The organism is Agromyces mediolanus (assembly GCF_023715325.1).
Taxonomy (GTDB): Bacteria; Actinomycetota; Actinomycetes; order Actinomycetales; family Microbacteriaceae; genus Agromyces; species Agromyces mediolanus_A.
This window is the reverse complement of record NZ_JAMBNX010000008.1, coordinates 86598-101189: the sequence shown is the minus strand read 5'-3', so window position 1 is coordinate 101189 and position 14592 is coordinate 86598. Positions and strand designations below refer to the sequence as shown.

At 71.1% G+C, this 14592-nt stretch carries 13 protein-coding genes; 6 read left to right on the top strand and 7 right to left on the bottom strand.

From position 1 onward, the window contains the following. Positions 1-43: 43 nt before the first annotated feature. Both M3147_RS14450 and M3147_RS14445 read right to left on the bottom strand, forming a co-directional pair. Complete coding sequence (locus tag M3147_RS14450; protein ID WP_251204173.1) at positions 44-4534, bottom strand: DUF7507 domain-containing protein; 4491 nt, start codon at positions 4532-4534, stop codon at positions 44-46. 268 nt (positions 4535-4802) lie between these two features. Next, positions 4803-5162, bottom strand: coding sequence for an ArsR/SmtB family transcription factor (locus M3147_RS14445; protein WP_251204172.1), 360 nt, complete (start codon positions 5160-5162; stop codon positions 4803-4805). A 16-nt stretch (positions 5163-5178) separates the two neighbouring features. Between M3147_RS14445 and M3147_RS14440 the strand changes: the two genes are divergently transcribed. Next, positions 5179-5661 carry an SRPBCC domain-containing protein gene (locus tag M3147_RS14440; RefSeq protein ID WP_251204171.1) on the top strand — a complete coding sequence of 161 codons (483 nt, stop codon included), beginning with the start codon at positions 5179-5181 and terminating at the stop codon, positions 5659-5661. A gap of 76 nt (positions 5662-5737) precedes the next feature. Here the strand turns inward: M3147_RS14440 and M3147_RS14435 are convergent, their stop codons facing one another. From M3147_RS14435 to M3147_RS14420, 4 genes are all read right to left on the bottom strand, one after another. Then, positions 5738-6286 (bottom strand): type 1 glutamine amidotransferase domain-containing protein, encoded by a 549-nt coding sequence (locus tag M3147_RS14435; RefSeq protein ID WP_251204170.1) that lies wholly within the window; start codon positions 6284-6286, stop codon positions 5738-5740. Positions 6287-6417: 131 nt separating this feature from the next. Continuing rightward, on the bottom strand, positions 6418-7011 hold the full coding sequence (locus tag M3147_RS14430; protein ID WP_251204169.1) for an NADPH-dependent FMN reductase: 594 nt from the start codon (positions 7009-7011) through the stop codon (positions 6418-6420). Between the two features lie 21 nt (positions 7012-7032). Beyond that, a complete protein-coding gene (locus M3147_RS14425; RefSeq protein ID WP_251204168.1) occupies positions 7033-8484 on the bottom strand; it encodes a DHA2 family efflux MFS transporter permease subunit in 1452 nt (483 codons plus the stop codon). Then, complete coding sequence (locus M3147_RS14420; RefSeq protein ID WP_251204167.1) at positions 8481-8840, bottom strand: DoxX family protein; 360 nt, start codon at positions 8838-8840, stop codon at positions 8481-8483. The genes M3147_RS14425 and M3147_RS14420 overlap by 4 nt, the downstream gene beginning before the upstream one ends. Before the next feature lie 130 nt (positions 8841-8970). Here M3147_RS14420 and M3147_RS14415 point away from each other — a divergent pair, with 130 nt between their 5' ends. Beyond that, positions 8971-9402: a winged helix-turn-helix transcriptional regulator gene (locus M3147_RS14415; RefSeq protein WP_251204166.1), complete on the top strand. Its 432-nt coding sequence runs from the start codon at positions 8971-8973 to the stop codon at positions 9400-9402. A gap of 139 nt (positions 9403-9541) precedes the next feature. Here the strand turns inward: M3147_RS14415 and M3147_RS14410 are convergent, their stop codons facing one another. Continuing rightward, positions 9542-10867 (bottom strand): flavin monoamine oxidase family protein, encoded by a 1326-nt coding sequence (locus M3147_RS14410; protein ID WP_251204165.1) that lies wholly within the window; start codon positions 10865-10867, stop codon positions 9542-9544. A gap of 721 nt (positions 10868-11588) precedes the next feature. Between M3147_RS14410 and M3147_RS14405 the strand changes: the two genes are divergently transcribed. The 4 genes from M3147_RS14405 to M3147_RS14390 all read left to right on the top strand — a co-directional run bounded on the left by M3147_RS14405 (position 11589) and on the right by M3147_RS14390 (position 14572). Beyond that, the gene (locus M3147_RS14405; RefSeq protein WP_251204164.1) at positions 11589-12230 is read left to right on the top strand and encodes a CueP family metal-binding protein; all 642 of its coding nucleotides are present in this window, start codon (positions 11589-11591) and stop codon (positions 12228-12230) included. A 370-nt stretch (positions 12231-12600) separates the two neighbouring features. Beyond that, entirely contained in the window at positions 12601-12873 is a 273-nt protein-coding gene (locus M3147_RS14400) for a hypothetical protein (RefSeq protein ID WP_251204163.1), read from the top strand. Positions 12874-13115: 242 nt separating this feature from the next. Further along, a complete protein-coding gene (locus M3147_RS14395) occupies positions 13116-13784 on the top strand; it encodes a FadR/GntR family transcriptional regulator (RefSeq protein ID WP_251204162.1) in 669 nt (222 codons plus the stop codon). Next, positions 13781-14572, top strand: coding sequence for an ABC transporter ATP-binding protein (locus M3147_RS14390; protein ID WP_251204161.1), 792 nt, complete (start codon positions 13781-13783; stop codon positions 14570-14572). The genes M3147_RS14395 and M3147_RS14390 overlap by 4 nt, the downstream gene beginning before the upstream one ends. Positions 14573-14592: the final 20 nt, after the last annotated feature.

The following is a 14592-nucleotide window of genomic DNA, read 5'->3' as shown; positions in this document are numbered from 1 at the left end:
GCCCGCCGTCGCACGGCGCCGGGACGAGCAGGCCGCGACGCATTCACGCCCGCAGTCGATCGGTGCGCCGCGCTCGGAGGATCAGCACCGACGCCCCGCCGAGCACCAGCAGGACCGCCAGCGCGATGAAGCCTGCGCCGATGGACACGCCGGTGATCGCCAGCCCCGGCGACTCGGCCGTCGCCGTCGGCACTTCCGCCGTCGAGAACTCCGAGATCACCGGATCCGACGAGCCAGGGCCGATGCCGGACGCGACGGCGGTGTTCGTCAGCGGTGCGCCGCTGAGGTCAGCCTCGACCACGGTGTACACCGCAGTGCAGACGACCGTGCGCCCGGGGAGCAGTGCCGCGGCCTCCTCGGGGCACGTCGGCTCGCCGAGTACGCCCGCACCGGAGAACTCGCTCTCCTGCACCGAGACGTCGCGGAGGGTGACGTTGCCGGTGTTGGTGATGGCGAACGAGTACGTGATGCGCTGTCCGGCCTTCGTCGCCCGGTCGGTGTCGGCCGTCTTCACGAGGGTGAGCCCAGGCTCGGGGTCCTGCGGAATCCGCACGTCCGACGGGTCCGACTCGACGGCCCGGCCGTCAGGGCTGGTGCCGAGCGCCGATGCCGTGTTCTCCAGCGTGCCGCGGTCGACATCTGCCTGCTGGACCACGTACGTCGCGTGGCAGACGAGCTGCGTACCGGGGGCGAGCTGCGCGGCGTCATTCTGGCAGACCACCTCGGACAGCTCACCGGCGCCCGAGAAGTCGCCCTCGCTGACGGCGACGTCGTGCAGCGTGACGTTGCCGGTGTTGCTGATGACGAACGAGTACGTGATGGTCTCGCCGGCGACGAGCTCCGCGGTATCGGCCGACTTCACGATCTCCAGGCTCGGGGCCGGCGGGATCGTGACCTCCGCGTCGGATGGCTCGGAATCCACGGTGCCGCCGTTCGGCGGGGCGCCGTGCGCGGACGCGGTGTTCGTGATCGTGCCGGCGTCGGCATCGGCCTGCGTGATCGTGTACGTCGCCGTGCAGACGGCCGTCGCGCCGGGGGCGAGCGGACCGTCCGGGCAGCCGATCTCGGACAGGCTGCCCGAGCCGGAGAACTCCAGCTCGTCGATGCCGACCTCGTGCAGGGTGACGTTGCCGGTGTTACGCACGGTGAAGGTGTAGGTGACGGTGGTGCCCGCCTCGGCTGCGGTGCCAGGATCGACGGACTTGGCGAGCGTGAGCGAGGGCTGCGGATCCTGCGGAATGCGAACCTCGGACGGGCTCGTCGTCACCTCGCCGCCCGTGGGCGCGGTGCCGGTGGCCGTGGCGGTGTTGTCGATCGTGCCGCGGTCGACATCGGCCTGCGTGACCGTGTAGCTCGCCGTGCACTCGATCTGCGCTCCAGGGGTCAGCGCGGCCGCCTCGTCCGGACAGCTGATCGCCGACAGTGATCCCGAGCCAGTGAACCCGGTGTCGTTCACCGTCACGTCGGTGAGTGTGACGTTGCCGGTGTTCTCGATCACGAAGGTGTAGGTGATCTCCTCGCCGACGCGCAGCTCGCTGCGATCGGCGGACTTCACGAGAGTCAGGCCCGGCTCCGCTTCGATCGTGACGGTCGCGTTCGCGGGGGAGGAGCTCGCCTCGTCATTGGCGGGCGAGCTTCCGCGTGCGGTGGCGGTGTTCGTCACCGTGCCGGCGTCGACGTCGTCCTGAGTGAGGCGGTAGTCGGCGTGGCAGGTCATCTCGGCGCCGGGCGCGAGGGTGTCGCCCGGGCAGGTGATGGCGCTGAGCTGACCAGTGCCGCTGAACTCGTTCTCGTCGATGGCGAGCCCATGGAGGGTGACATTGCCGGTGTTGCGCACCACGAAGTCGTACTGGATCGTCGCGCCGGCGGTGCTGGCAGTGGTCGGATCGGCGCGCTTCTCGAGTTCGACCGCCGGGTTCGGCGGTGCGTCGACGGTCGCCGTCGATGGCGGCGAGGACACGGCATCCCCGGTGGGCGAGGTTCCCCCGACCGTCGCGGTATTCGAGATCGTGCCCGCGTCGACATCCTCCTGGGTCACCTGGTAGGTGGCGGTGCAGGTCATCGTCTCGCCGGAGGCGAGGCTCGTCGCCGGGCAGTCGATGGGGCCCAGTTCGCCGGTGCCGGAGAACGACCCCTCCGCGACCTCGATGTCGGAGATGGTGACGTTGCCGCGATTCGTGACCTCGAACGAGTAGGTGACCGTGTCACCCGCCCGCGCGATCACGTCCGGTGAGGCCGTCTTGCTCAGGTCGAGGTCGGGACGCGCCGTGATGTTCACCCGCGCGGTGGACGGAGCGGAGACCGGGGGGTCGGCGCCGGCCGGCGGCGTCGCCGAGGCGGTCGCGGTGTTCTCGAAGCCGCCGGCGTCCGCGTCGGCGTCGGTGATGACATAGCTGGCCGTGCAGATCACGATCTCACCAGGGCGCAGGACTCCGCTCGGGCAGTCGACGACCGGCGGAGCGCCCGTCCCCCCGAACGCGGTCTCGTCGATCGTCGGGTCCGTGAGGCTCACGTTGCCGGTGTTGGTGATCACGAACTCGTACGTCACCGTCTCACCGGGGCCGGCCGGCGCGCTCGGAGTGACCGACTTCTCGAGCGCGATCTGCGGGTCTGCGTCGACGGGGACGCGAGCGGTGTCTTCCGGTGAGTCGACCCGGGAGCCGTCGGGTGCGTCGCCCGCCGCGGTGGCCGAGTTGGTGACCTGGCCGGCGTCGACGTCCGCCTGGGTGAGCGTGTAGGTGGCCGTGCACACGAGCGAGGTGTTCGGAGCGAGGGTCCGGTCGTCGGGGCAGCTGAGCGCGGAGAGCGTTCCTGTTCCGGAGAAGTCCGATTCGGTGACTTCGACGTCCGTCACGGTGACGTTGCCGGTGTTGCGGACGACGAAGGAGTAGGTGATTTCCTGCCCCTCCTGGTAGCTTGCCGCGTCCTGCGGTTCGGCGGACTTCTCGATGACGAGCGCCGGGGCCGCGCGCTCGACCGGCGTCGAGGTCGACGACGGTCGCGAGGATACCTTCGGGAGCCCGTTCGGGGGCGTCGCGCCCGCGGTCGCGGTGTTGTCGGCCGCGCCGTCGTCCTCGTCGTCGGCGGTGATCGTGTAGACCGGCGCGGTGCAGCTCACCGACTCGCCGGGATCGAGCGTGACGGCGGGGCAGGTGACCGCGCCGAGCTTCGGGTCGTCGACCGTGGGGTCGGTGAGGATCGTGTTGCCGGTGTTCTCGACCCGGAACTCGTAGGCGATCGTGTCACCGGCATCGGTGATGCCGTTCCCGTTGACATCCGTCGGTGTCCCCGCCGTCTTCGTCAGGCCGACCGATGGACGCTGGGCGTCGTTCGTGAAGGTGCAGACGACCGCGGAGCCGGATGGCAGCACGAACTCGCCGGAGGTGCCGGCTCCCCGCGCGAGTTCGCGATTCGAGTTCGTATCGACGCACCGCCAGCTGCGCACGTAGCGTTCGTCGGCTCCCGCTCCGCTCTCGGCGATTCGGTAGGTCTCGCCGCCGAGTCCGATCACGGGGCCCGCGATCATCGCGGGGTCGTCCTGGACGCCCTGCTTCGAGCCCGAGGTGGTGGCCCGGTTGCCGCGGGTGATGCCGCCGCCCGTGACTTCCAGGGTGACCTGGTCGGCGGCGTCGACGCGCCCCTCGGGGAACGCCTTCCGCACCGAGATCGTGTTCGGCGAGGCGCAGGAGCCGAGATCGCCGGAGTCGTTCCGGTTGTCGCCGGTGAGCGCCCGCTGCGAGATGACCTGCCCGGTGCTCGGGTTCGCCTGGTACCAGGTGGTGCCGCTCGCCATGTAGAGGTAGCCGTCACCGCCGAAGGCGATGCCGTTGATGTTGTTGTTCGGGGTGTTGATCGTGGTCAGCGTCTCGCCCGTGATGGTGCGCGGCTGCGGCTGCGAGGTGGTCGGCAGCTGCTGCTTGACCACCGAGAGCGTGTTGCCGCCGTTGGCGCCCGCGATGACGTAGAGGTACCCGGTGCTGTCGAACGCCCAGTCGCCATTGTTGCCGCCGGGTACGCTGCCGCGCGCGACGAGGCCGAGGTACTCGTCGGCGCCCAGGTCGTACCCGTAGATGGAGGCGGTGGAGCCGCTGAATCCGCCGTAGTAGTACACGTTGGTGGCGGTGTTGACGGCGCCGTGGGTGATGTTGACGGCGGCGTTGGGGAGACCGCGAACCAGGGCGGTGGTAGTTCCGTCGGGGTCCATCGTGAGGAGATATGTGCCGGTCTGGCCCGCGGCGATCGCCCGGCGTCCGTCGCCGGTGAAGCCCAGCGCATTGAGGTTGGTCGTGCTCCCGCTGTTGTCGAACTTGCCGACGTTCGTCGCGACGCCGCTGTCGGGGTCGACCTCCATCAGGTAGTTGTTGGGGGACGGCGCGCGCACGGAGTACACGGAGGTGCAGTCGAACGTCGTCGAGGCGACCGCCGGGAGCGCGTCGGAGGTCGCCGAGAGCGGGGCGACGAGCAAAGTGGCGAGGAGTCCGAGCACGGTCGTCACGGCCATGCGCCGCCGCTCTCGTCGTGCGGGCTTCTTCATGTGCGCGTCTCCCAACGTGATGGCCTGCCTGCCGGTTGCATGCGTGACGGGATGCCAATGGTTCGCCATCCTACTTGCCTGCCGCGCGTCGTGCACTTTCGGTGTGTTCCCCGGTGTGTCAACGCATTCTGCGGGCGCTTGGGCATGGAGCCCCCGCGTCAGGGTTCACCGATTCGGGTGACCTCTGCGGGAGTGTCTTCCCTTGGGATCCCTGGAATGCTGAATTCTCGCCGCGGCTGCGCCGTGCGCGCCCGTTCCCGACGCGGGGTCAGGCGTGCGGGCGTCCGTTCATGCCGGCGTCCGGCAGCTGGAGGCGGTCGAGGAGTTCGACCGCCGCCTGCATGTAGTCGCTGATCCAGCGGTCGTGGATGCGCTTGATCGGCAGGGGGGCCAGTGCGAGATGGCGCTCCCGTCCGATCCGGCGGCCGGTGACGAGCTCGGCCTCCTCGAGGACGCGCAGATGCTGCAGCACCGTGGTGCGGTCGAGCTCCGGGAAGCGAGCGCACAGCGCGCCGGTCGTGAGGGGCGCCTCGCGCAGTGCGTCGAGCATCCGCCGCCGGATCGGCGCCGCGAGTGCCTTGAACACGGCGTCGTCGCCATCCACGGCGCTTCCGGCATCCTGCATCATGTGATAAAAATACAACATGAATGAGGATGCTGCCCTGCAACGACTCGCCTTCACCGTCTCCGGCCGGGTCGCACGACCGTGCGCCGACGTCTACGAAGCGGTCGCCGACCCCGCGCAGCTCTCCCAGTACTTCACGACCGGCGGCGCTCGCGGCCGGCTCGATGCCGGCGAGGAGGTCAGCTGGGACTTCGCAGACTTCCCGGGCCGATTCCCCGTGCGCGTCGTCGAGGCCGAGCCCCCGCGGCGCATCGTGATCGAGTGGGATGCCGCGCCGGGCACGGCCGACGGCGACGCCACCGCGACCCGCACCACTTTCGAGTTCGAGCCCCTCGACGACGACGCCCGCACACTCGTGACGATCACGGAGTCGGCCTGGAAGCTCACGGAGGGCGGCGCGAAGCACGCGTTCGGCAACTGCGAGGGGTGGACGGGCATGCTGTCCGCCCTGAAGGCCTGGGTGGAGCACGGGATCAACCTGCGCGAGGGGTTCTACCGCTGACGTGCGGCGAGGGAGCCGTCTCCGACGGCGAACGCCCCGGCAGATCCAGGATCTCCCGGGGCGTTCGTGTCCGCGATCAGGCCGTCTGGCCGGCGTGGGTGCCCTCGCCGATCTCCTCCACGACCTTCGCGTTGAAGGCGGGCAGGTCGTCCGGCGTACGGCTCGACACGAGGCCCTGATCGACGACGACCTCCTCGTCGACCCAGTTCGCGCCGGCGTTGCGCAGGTCGGTCGCGAGGCTCGGGTAGCTCGTGATCGTACGGCCGTCGACGACACCGGCCTCGATGAGGATCCAGGCGCCGTGGCAGATCACCCCGACCGGCTTGTGCTGCTCGAAGAAGGCCCGAGCGAAGCCGATCGAGTCCCGGTCGAGCCGCAGATGGTCGGCGTTCACGACGCCGCCGGGCAGCACGAGTGCGTCGAAGTCGTCGGCGCTCGCCGCGGCGGCCTGCAGGTCCACGCGCTGGACGTGGCCCTTCTTCCCGGTGATCTCCGAGGCGTCCGGCGCGATCATCGTGGCGGTCGCCCCGGCGTCGGTCACCGCTTCCCACGGGCTCGTGAGCTCGCTGTCCTCGAATCCGTCGGTGGCGAGGAAGGCCACGCGCTGTCCGCTGAGGTGCGTCATCCGTCCGTCCTTTCGTCGGTGATGGTCAGAGTCCCGCTGGGGGACCATTCCACTCTGCGATGGACGGTCGGCGGAGGCGAGGGGGTGGCCGATGCGGGCCGAGGATGCTACAGTGCGCACCGGCCGCCGGCTCACGCGGCGGGGGCCGGCGCGGTCGAGCGGATGACTCGCCGGAGCGTCGCGGCTGCCGCACGCAGCGGCTCCTCGTGCGATGCGACGATCGCGGCCGCGTCGCGCAAGCGGCCGCCTTCGTCGTAGCCGTCCCGGGGCAGCGTCAGCTCGACGTTCTGCCCGGCCAGTTCGAGCCCGATGAACTCGAGCACACCGCGCAGCTGCGCGCCGGAGAGACCTCCGCCGTGCCCGCCGTAGCTCACGATCAGGGCGGGCTTGCCACGCCACTCGTGGAAGAGGAAGTCGATCGCGTTCTTCAGCGCCGCCGGGTAGCCGCCGTTGTACTGCGGCGTGACGAAGACGACGGCGTCGCTCTCGGCGACGATCCGGCTCCAGGCCTTCGTGTGCTCGCGCTGGTAGTCGCCCAACGCGGGCATGCGCGGCTCGTCGAGGAGCGGGAGGTCGAGCTCGGCGAGGTCGACGAGTTCGACGCGGGCATCGGCCGCCTCGGCCACGATCGGGGCGATCGCTTCGGCGAGCTGGTCGCCGACGCGGATCGGGCGCACGCTGCCGACGATGAGACGGACGAGCGGACGTTCGGTGGATGGGGGCATCGGAGTTCCTTCCGGGTGGCGTCAGGTGAGGTCGGTCGAGGGGCGCCGGACGAAGAACGCGCCGACGATGACGAGGAGCGAGAGGGCGGCGCCGATCAGGAACGCGGTCTGGATGCCGCCCGCCTGCGCCGCGACGGCGTCGGCCCCGGCGGAGCTGAGCTCGACCGTCCGCGCCGACAGGATGGTCACGAAGAGTGCCGTGCCCGCGGCCCCGGCGACCTGTTGCACGGCGCCGACGGCGGCCGAGCCGTACGAGTACAGCGCCGGCGTCAGGGACCCGAGTGCCGAGGTGAACAGCGGGGTGAACATGAGCGCCAGGCCGGTGGAGAGCAGCACGTGCGCGACGACGATGAGCCACGGCGGGGTCTGCGGGGTGAGCGTCGCGAGGGCCCAGAGCGCGGCGCTCACGACGATGCTGCCCGGCACGACGAGCGGCCTGGGGCCGTAACGGTCGAAGAGCCGCCCGATCGTCGGTGCGACGAGCCCCATCACCAGTCCGCCCGGGAGCATCAGCATCCCCGTCACCACGGGTTCGAGCTGGAGCACGTTCTGGAGGTAGATCGGCAGCAGGATGAGCGTGCCGAACATCGCGGCCATCATGAGGGTCATCAGCGAGATCGCGATCGTGAACGTGCGCGAGCGGAAGATCCGTAGGTCGAGCAGCGCGGCATCGCGACGCTGCAGCACGAGCTGACGCACGACGAATGCCGCGATGCTCACGGTGCCGACGCCGAGCGCGACCCACATCTGCGTGCCCGTCGCGTTGCCGGCGCCGGCGCTGCCGATGAGGCTCAGGCCGTACACGAGCCCGCCGAAGCCGAGCGCGGAGAGCACCACGGACGCGACGTCGATCGGCGCTCGCCGAGTCTCGCCGACGTTCCGGACCCGGCGCGCGCCGACGACCAGCATCACGATCGCGATCGGCAGGACGAGCCAGAACAGGAAGCGCCACGAGGCGAGGCTCAGGATGGCGCCGGAGATCGTCGGGCCGAGCGCTGGGGCGACCGACATCACGATCGAGATGCGGCCCATGAAGCGGCCGCGCGAGGTGGCCGGGACGAGGGTCAGGATCGTCGTCATCAGCAGCGGCATCATCATGGCGGTGCCGCTCGCCTGCACGATGCGTCCGGCGAGCAGCACCTCGAAGCCGGGTGCGACGCCCGACACCAGGGTGCCGAGCGAGAAGAGGCTCATCGCCGCGATGAAGATCTGCCGGGTGCTGAAGCGTTGGATCAGGAAGCCGGTGATCGGGATGATCACGGCCATCGTCAGCATGAACGCGGTGGTCAGCCATTGCGCCGCGGAGATCGTGATGCCGAGGTCGTCCACGAGCTGGGGGATCGCCACGCCCATGATGGTCTCGTTCAGGATCACGACGAAGGCGGCGCCGAGCATCAGCCAGATGACGCGGAGGCGCTTCGGGTCGGCGGGAGCGGCGGGATCGGTCCCTTCGAGTGCGTCGGTCGCGCTCATCCGAAGACCAGCCATCCGATGCCGACCACGAGGGCGGCGATGCCGAGGGGGAGGCTCGGCATGACCGGCTCCCGGCGGCGCGCGTGGAGTCGCACCGCGACCGCCATCATGATCGCGAGCCCGAAGGCGGCGACGGGCGTGAGCCACGGCGCGATGCCGGTCGCGGCCGGGAGGATCATGCCGATCGCCCCGAGCACCTCGAGCGCGCCGATGGTCTTCAGCTGCGGTGCGGTGACCTCCTCGACCCAGGCCATCCGCTCGTGAACGCGCTCGCGGGGGGTCACCACCTTCATGGATCCGGCCATGGCGAAGAGCGCGGCGAGCAGGCCGGTGACGACCCAGAGTGCGATGATCATGCAGGGATCTCCTATTAGTTACTGTGCGTCAGTAACGCACGATCTGTTACTGTAGTCCTCGGAGTCCCGGCACTTCCTGGTGCGTCACGCACCTCGGGGTGCGTATCGGGAATTCCGGGAGGAGCTGCGCATGACGACCGATCGGCACGATCCCACGACCCTGCGCCTGCCGCCGCTCCAGCCCGACGGCGAGGGGGCCGCCTCGTGCAGCACCGACCACCCGGCGAGCCGGGTCATCCGCGAGATCCTCGCCCGTGTCGGAGACAAGTGGAGCCTGCTCGTGATCGGCCTCCTCCACGACGGCCCGCTCCGGTTCACCGAGATCCAGCGCCGCGTCGACGGCATCTCGCACCGGATGCTCACCCAGACCCTCCGCAGCCTGCAGCGCGACGGGCTCGTGTCGCGCACGAGCTACGCCGAGATCCCACCGCGCGTCGAGTACGCCGTCACCCCGCTCGGGCGTTCCCTCTCCGAACCCGCGATCGCGCTCGCCGCGTGGGCTGCGGGCCACCATCGGGCCATTCTCGACGCTCGGGAGGCCTTCGACAGCGACGAGCGCTGAGCCGCGCGGCGCCGCTGGCGACGACGCGGAGCGGATGTTCGAGCAGCCCGTGCGCGAGGCGAGGATCTCGGCGGTCGACACGCCGTCGCCGTGCTCGAGCTCGACCGGACGGCCGCCTGGAGCGAGCGGTGGTCGTCGCTCAGTCGGCCCAGGTGTCGGAGATGGGGACCGACCGCCCGAGGACGCGTTCGGCGGCGCGGTGTCCGGAGTGCATCGCCGCCGCGACCGTGGCCGGGTCGTCCGTCCACGTCGCCTCGCCGGCGAGGTGAAGGACACCGGCGATCGGGGTGGCGAGCTCGTCGTGGTCCGCGGTCGTCGAGCCGACCGTCATGTATGCGTAGGAACCGCGGGCGAAGGGGTCATCCTGCCACGCCGTTCGGTGCAGGCGCACTGGTGGGATGGCGCGCTCGCCGTAGAGACGGCGAAGCTGCGCGAGCACGGACTCCACGAGCTGCTCGTCGGTCCAGCGCCGAGTCGCCTCGGCGGCCGGCCCAGCCGCGAAGGTCAGCAGCGTCGGAACGCCGTGCAATGCGGTGAGGTCGTACCACGAATGCCACCACCGGCTCTCGGGCCCCTGCTGCCGGATCGCGTAGACGTCGTCGTCCCAGAACTTCGTCGGGAAGCTGAGGAACACCTTCTCGAAGGCGTTCATCTCCAGCCGGTCGAGTGCGCCCGCGACGGGCTCGGGCAGCGGAGGCTCGATCTGGAACCCGGCCGACTTCAGAACTCCGACCGGCACGGTCACGATCGCGGTGTCTGCCGCGAAGCCCGCGTCGCCGGCGATCACGACGACGCCGTCGCCTGACCACTCGACGCGCGAGACCACGTGCTCGAGTCGCACGTCGAGCCCGCCCGCGAGACGGGTCGGCAGCACGTCGTACCCGTCGGGGAAGACGACCTCGTCGCCGTCGATCGCGTCGTCGTCGAGGCCGTGCGCCGCGAGGTCGCCGATCCAGGCGCCGTACTGCTCCTCGCTGCGGTGCTCCAGGAACTCGCGGACCCGCTGGGCACGGTCGGCGTCCCAGCCCTGCTCGGCGATCGCGCGCTCGGTGACGTCGCGATACGAGGCATCCGGATCGGACTCGGCGATCGTCCCGAGCAGCGAGGCATCCACCGCCCGGAGGTCCGCAGCGAACGCGCGGGTCGCAGCACCGTCGAGTCGCCGCCCGTCCGGCCCGAAGTACGCGATGGGCCGGCTGTCGGCCTGATAGCCGCCGACCGTGAACTCCATGGCGCGCATGCCGAAGGCGTCGGCCGCCGCGGCGACGGCGCTCCCGTCCACCCCGTGGATCCAGGAGGCGCCGAGGTCGGTGCTCACCCCATCGCTGCGCTCGGTCCACACCCGTCCGCCGACGCGGTCCCGAGCCTCGAGCACCACGACCCTGCGGCCCGCGCGGGCGAGGAGCCGAGCTGCGGTCAGCCCCGACACCCCGGCGCCGACCACGATCGTGTCGAACCGCTCCATCGCCGTGCTCCTCACCGTGCGCTCTCGGACGCGCGTTCCGACGCTATCGGCTCCGACGCGCTCGCGGCGAGTCGGTGACGGCCGTGCCGCGTCGGCCGCAGCCCGCGGCAGGTGCCGACTCGAGGGCGGCCATCGCCTCGTAGACTGGACGGGTGTGGTGGTCTCGGTCGCATCGCTCGCGATCGCGAGGGAGGCCGGATCGATCCTCCGCCCGGCTCGGCGCCGCGGTGCTCCTGCTGCCGGTCCTCTTCGGCCTCCTCGCGATGCACGTGCTCAGTGCTCCGGGGGCTGGCCGCCCGGTGCCCACGGCGCCGCAGGCGACCGCGATCGAGCCCGTCGCCGAGCGGCATCAGCGTTCGCTCGACGATCGTGTCGGGGTGCCGGCGTTCGAGGCCGCGCCCCAGTGCCCCGCCTGTCCGGGGGGCGAGGATGCGTCGGCCGCGGCCTGCGGATCGGCGCTGCTGCTCGGCCTGATGCTCGGGGCTCCGGCCCGGGGGCGGCGGCTCGAACCGCTGGCGGCGAGACGGTGCGGTCGCGCGCCGCGCGCCGGTGCCCGGGGGCGCCGGGCGGCCATCCGGGTCTTGCTCTGCATCAGCCGGACCTGATCTGGCGCGATGCGGTCCCCGGCGGGCGTCGCGCCGCGCCTGCACCGTGCAGCACGCCGTGACCGCGCCGACCGACTCCCCAGCTTTCACCAATCCGAGTTCTCGAAGGATCCACCATGTCGTTCACCCATCGCTCCACCACTCCTGCCGGCCGTCGGGCGGTGACCGCGGTCTCGGTCGCACTCGCCGCGGTGCTTGCGCTGGCGGCGTGCGCGCCGAGCCCGTCGCCGAGTCCGCTGCCGGGAGCCGGGGGAGCCGCCGCCCCGTCCCAGGCGCCCGGTGCGCTGCTCGCCGACTACGGGCTGGACGGGATGGACGCCCGTCAGATCATCGACCGGCTCGACGCGCTGCCGGTCGAGGACCGTCCGGCGGGCCTCATCGCGTCGGTCCGTCCCGACGTGCTCGCGCTGTCGGATCAGGGGCGGGAGCTCGCGCTGCCGATGCCCGAGGAGTTCTACGTCTCGATCGCGCCGTACCGCTCGCAAACCCACGACTGCGTCTTCCACAGTCTCACGACCTGTCTCGGTGAGCTCCCCGACGAGGAGTTCCGGGTCGTGGCCACGGACACCGCGACGGGGACGACGGTGCTCGATGAGACGCGCACGAGCTTCGACAACGGGTTCATCGGCCTCTGGCTTCCGCGGGGAACGCAGATCGAGGTCCTGATCACCGACGGTGCGGGCCGGAGCGCCTCGGCGACGGTCGACACCGCGGCGCTCGACTCGGCGAGTTGCCTCACGACGATGCGGCTGGGGTGAGTCGTCGCCGGCATGGCGCGACGACACCCTCAGGGTGATCGAAAGAGGCAGAAACGCATGAGGTGTTTGAGCTGGGAGTTAATATGCACTAAGAACGAAGCGAGCCCGGTCCGAACGGCGACCGGGCCCGCAGAGTCAGGAGATCAGTGGCGAACCCGAGCAGGAAGGCGCGCAAGATGGGCACGAAGGACACGCACCAGGTCCGCAACCCGTACGCGACGCGGATCGCGTGCGGCACCCGCTGAGCTCCCACAGCGTCGCCTCGAGGGTCGGAGCGATCACCGCGATCGCTGCGGCCCTCGCGGTGGCGGGATGCGCATCGACACCCGACCTCGCGCCGTCGGAGCTCCTCGGGGCCTCACTCGGTCGATTGACCGGTGCCGTCGGCGATGAGGTCCAACTGCTCATCCAGGATGCCTCGCCCCGCGTCGGGCTGGCCGCCTCGTACGCCTTCGACCACGGCGACGACTCCGCCTGGACGATCGTGGCGATCTGCTCGAGCGAGTCGAACGTGCTCGAGCCCGGCTCGGTCGAGGTGGCGGTGGTTCCCAGTGCGTCGGTCACGGCCGAGGTCGAGGGCGAGCTCCGCGCCGGCGACTGGGCCGATGCGACCGACTGCGACGGTCGGCCGCACCGCGGCTGATCCGCGCGCCGTGGACTTTCCGGCTGGAGGCCGGAGCCGGGCGGGGAAGGCCCCGCCCGGCTCCTCATGGCCTCAGGGCGGGCCGCCTCACTCAGGCGCCGTCGGCCGCGCTGCCGCGACGGCGTTCGCCGCGCCCAGGACCGCTTCCAGGCTGGCGTCCAGGTCTGGGCGAAGGAGGAGTCCGCGGGTGAACATGGCTAGACTGTAGCACGACTCCTCAGACAAGTAGAGAGGTGGGAGCGATGCACCAGGTGAAGCGGTCCCCGCTCGCGGATCAGGCGGCCGAGCTCCTGCTCGAGCGCATCCGGAGCGGCGAATGGGAGCTCGGGCAGAAGCTCCCCGGCGAGACCACGCTCGCCCCCCAGCTCGGCGTCGGCCGATCGACGGTCCGCGAAGCCATCCGCCAGCTCGCCGGGCGCGGCGTGCTCAGCTCCAGACAGGGCGCCGGCGTCTTCCTGGTGGCGCTCGATGCTCCCGAGGAGTGGGACGCGGTGCTCCGCCGCGCCGACCTCGTCTCGGTCATCGAGGCCCGCATCGCGATCGAGGCGGAAGCCGCCGCGCTCGCCGCGGAACGCCGCACGCCGAGCGACCTGCGCGCGATCCGTCGGGCGCTCGACGACCGGGCCGCGCACCGCAGCGAGGTCGAAGCGCACGTCGACGCCGACACCAGGTTCCACCGCAGCATCGTCGCCGCCGCGCACAATCCGGTGCTCGGCGAGCTGTTCGACGGGTTCACACCGCGGATGCGGCAGGCGATGGTGGAGATGCTCCGCCTCCGAGGCGGGTTCGGCGACGAGGCGGACCACGGCGCACACGAGCGGCTCGCCGAGCGCGTCGCCGCCCGTGACGCAGCCGGTGCCGCCCTCGAGAGCCGCACGCACCTCGGCGCGATGAAGGCGGCGCTCGCGTGACCGCGCCGGTCCTGGAGTTGGCGCAGGTCACGTTCCGCCGCGACGGCCGGCAGATCCTCGACGGCATCGACCTCCGCGTCGAGACCGGCGAGCGCTGGGCGCTCCTCGGCCCGAACGGCGCCGGCAAGAGCACCATCCTCGGCTTCTGCGGGGCGGTCACCTTCCCGAGCTCCGGCACGGTGGACGTGCTCGGCGCCAGACTCGGCCGGGTCGAACTGCAGGAGCTGCGCCGGCACATCGGTCACGTGAACCCGAGGCACCCGCTCCGCTCCCCACTCACGGTGACGCAGGTGGTGCTCACCGGGCTCACCGGCACGATCGAGACGCCGATGCGCTGGCTGCCGGAACCGGCGCAGCTCGACGCCGCTCGACGGGTGATCGCCGAACTGGGTCTCGAGCACCGACGCGAGGCGATCTGGCCGACCCTCTCACAGGGCGAGCGCGGGCGGGCGCTCATCGCGCGGGCGCTCATCGCCGAACCGAGCCTGCTGCTCCTCGACGAGCCGACGACCGGCCTCGACGTCGCCGCGCGCGAGCAGTTCCTGGAGACGGTGGATGCGCTCGCGGAACGCGAGCCGGAGCTCGCCACGATCCTGGTCACGCACCACCTCGAGGAACTGCCGGAGACGACCACTCACGCGATCGCGATCTCGCACGGGGCGACCGTCGCCTCAGGCCCGGTCGCCGACGTCGTCACGACCGACGTGATCTCGCGCGCCTTCGAGCACCCGATCATCGTCGGTCACGAGGGCGGCCGGTGGTCCGCTCGCGCTGCGCGGGCGCGGTAGCCGACGCCGGAAGTGCGCCG

What these genes read in the sequence shown, in the direction of transcription:
- M3147_RS14450 (WP_251204173.1), bottom strand. Translation starts at nt 4,534, where the DNA reads ATGAAGAAGCCCGCACGACGAGAGCGGCGGCGCATGGCCGTGACGACC.
- M3147_RS14445 (WP_251204172.1), bottom strand. Translation starts at nt 5,162, where the DNA reads ATGATGCAGGATGCCGGAAGCGCCGTGGATGGCGACGACGCCGTGTTC.
- M3147_RS14440 (WP_251204171.1), top strand. Translation starts at nt 5,179, where the DNA reads ATGAATGAGGATGCTGCCCTGCAACGACTCGCCTTCACCGTCTCCGGC.
- M3147_RS14435 (WP_251204170.1), bottom strand. Translation starts at nt 6,286, where the DNA reads ATGACGCACCTCAGCGGACAGCGCGTGGCCTTCCTCGCCACCGACGGA.
- M3147_RS14430 (WP_251204169.1), bottom strand. Translation starts at nt 7,011, where the DNA reads ATGCCCCCATCCACCGAACGTCCGCTCGTCCGTCTCATCGTCGGCAGC.
- M3147_RS14425 (WP_251204168.1), bottom strand. Translation starts at nt 8,484, where the DNA reads ATGAGCGCGACCGACGCACTCGAAGGGACCGATCCCGCCGCTCCCGCC.
- M3147_RS14420 (WP_251204167.1), bottom strand. Translation starts at nt 8,840, where the DNA reads ATGATCATCGCACTCTGGGTCGTCACCGGCCTGCTCGCCGCGCTCTTC.
- M3147_RS14415 (WP_251204166.1), top strand. Translation starts at nt 8,971, where the DNA reads ATGACGACCGATCGGCACGATCCCACGACCCTGCGCCTGCCGCCGCTC.
- M3147_RS14410 (WP_251204165.1), bottom strand. Translation starts at nt 10,867, where the DNA reads ATGGAGCGGTTCGACACGATCGTGGTCGGCGCCGGGGTGTCGGGGCTG.
- M3147_RS14405 (WP_251204164.1), top strand. Translation starts at nt 11,589, where the DNA reads ATGTCGTTCACCCATCGCTCCACCACTCCTGCCGGCCGTCGGGCGGTG.
- M3147_RS14395 (WP_251204162.1), top strand. Translation starts at nt 13,116, where the DNA reads ATGCACCAGGTGAAGCGGTCCCCGCTCGCGGATCAGGCGGCCGAGCTC.